The organism is Streptomyces sp. NRRL S-31 (assembly GCF_000718775.1).
GTDB lineage: Bacteria > Actinomycetota > Actinomycetes > Streptomycetales > Streptomycetaceae > Streptomyces.
The window spans coordinates 1-1,388 of sequence record NZ_JOCB01000226.1 but is presented as its reverse complement, the minus strand read 5'-3'; the positions used below and the strand labels follow the sequence as shown (position 1 = coordinate 1,388).

2 protein-coding genes are annotated in these 1,388 nt (G+C 73.6%); both read right to left on the bottom strand.

Annotated elements, in window-relative coordinates; all coding sequences use genetic code 11:
• A partial coding sequence (locus tag IF37_RS46530; RefSeq protein ID WP_301540376.1) for a hypothetical protein occupies positions 1 to 81 on the bottom strand: 81 nt, incomplete at its 3' end.
• Positions 78 to 1,388, bottom strand: a 1,311-nt coding sequence (locus IF37_RS46525) for a KR domain-containing protein (protein ID WP_158727464.1), incomplete at its 5' end; no start/stop codon positions are given. The genes IF37_RS46530 and IF37_RS46525, both read right to left, overlap by 4 nt.

Here is a 1,388-nt window from a genome sequence, read left to right as displayed (position 1 = left end):
GGTGGTCCCGGTGCCGTGCGCCTCCACCGCGTCCACGTCCGCCGTCGACAGTCCCGCATTCGCCAACGCCTGCCGGATCACCCGCTCCTGCGACGGACCATTCGGCGCTCCCCCGCCCGCAGCGCCTGCGCCGCCAGATGGATCGCCACCAGCGACGACGAACACGCCGTGTCCACCGACACCGCCGGACCCTCCAGCCCCAGCAGATACGACACCCGCCCGGAGGTCACACTCGTCGCCGTGCCGGTGGCCACATACCCGTCCGCGTCGCGCGAGATCTGGTCCACTCCGCCCGCGTAGCCGGATGCCCAGATGCCGATCCCCGCGTCCTCGAACGTCTCCCACACCGTCTCCAGCAGCACCCGCTGCTGCGGATCCATATCCGACGGGAACTCCCCCACCGCGTCCGCCCCACCCGCCACCAAGTGCCACAACTCCTGCGCCGACCCCACACCACCCGGATACCGGGCCCCCAACCCCACGACCACCACCGGATCGCTCGACACCGGAGCCCCGACCGGCACGGGCGCGACCGTCCGGCGCTCCGTGCCGAGGACCACCTCGCGCAGGTATTCGGCCAGCCGGGCCGGGGTCGGGTGGTCGAAGACCATCGTCGCCGACAGCCGGGTCCCGACCGCCGTGGACAGCCGGTTGCGCAGCTCCACGCCGGTCAGCGAGTCGAAGCCCAGGTCCTTGAAGGCCAGGTCGCCACCGATCTCGTCGCTGCGGCCCAGCACGGCCGACACATGGGTGCCGACCAGGTCGAGCAGGATCTCGCGTTGCCGGGCCTCGGGGAGCGATCCAAGCTCGCCCGCCAGTCCGGTGGTCCGCACCGGTTTGCGGGCACGTGACAGCGCGCGCAGCACCGGCCGGTCGCCCAGTGCGGACATCTTGAGCCGGGCCGCGACCACCGCCGGTTCCGCGGTGTCCAGGCCCCCGTCGAACAGCCCGAGTGCGTGGTCGGTCGCCATCGGCAGCAGGCCCGCGCGGGCGAGGCGTTCACCGTCGGCCTCGGACATCCGCCCGGTCAGCCCGCTGGCCTCGGCCCACTGGCCCCAGGCCAGCGACACCCCCGGCAGGCCCTGGGCACGCCGGTACGCGGCCAGGCCGTCGAGGTAGGCGTTCGCCGCCGCGTAGTTCGCCTGCCCTGCCGCGCCCAGCGTCCCGGCCGCCGAGGAGAAGAGGACGAACGCCGTCAGGTCCCGTCCCCGGGTGAGTTCGTGCAGGTGCCAGGCCGCTCGTGCCTTGGGCTCCCAGACCGCGGTGAGGTGTTCGGGGGTCAGGGCGGTGACCACGGCGTCGTCGAGCACGCCGGCGGCGTGGACGACCGCGGTCAGCGGACGCTCGGCCGGGATCGAGTCCAGTACGGCCGCCAGCGCGTCCCGGTC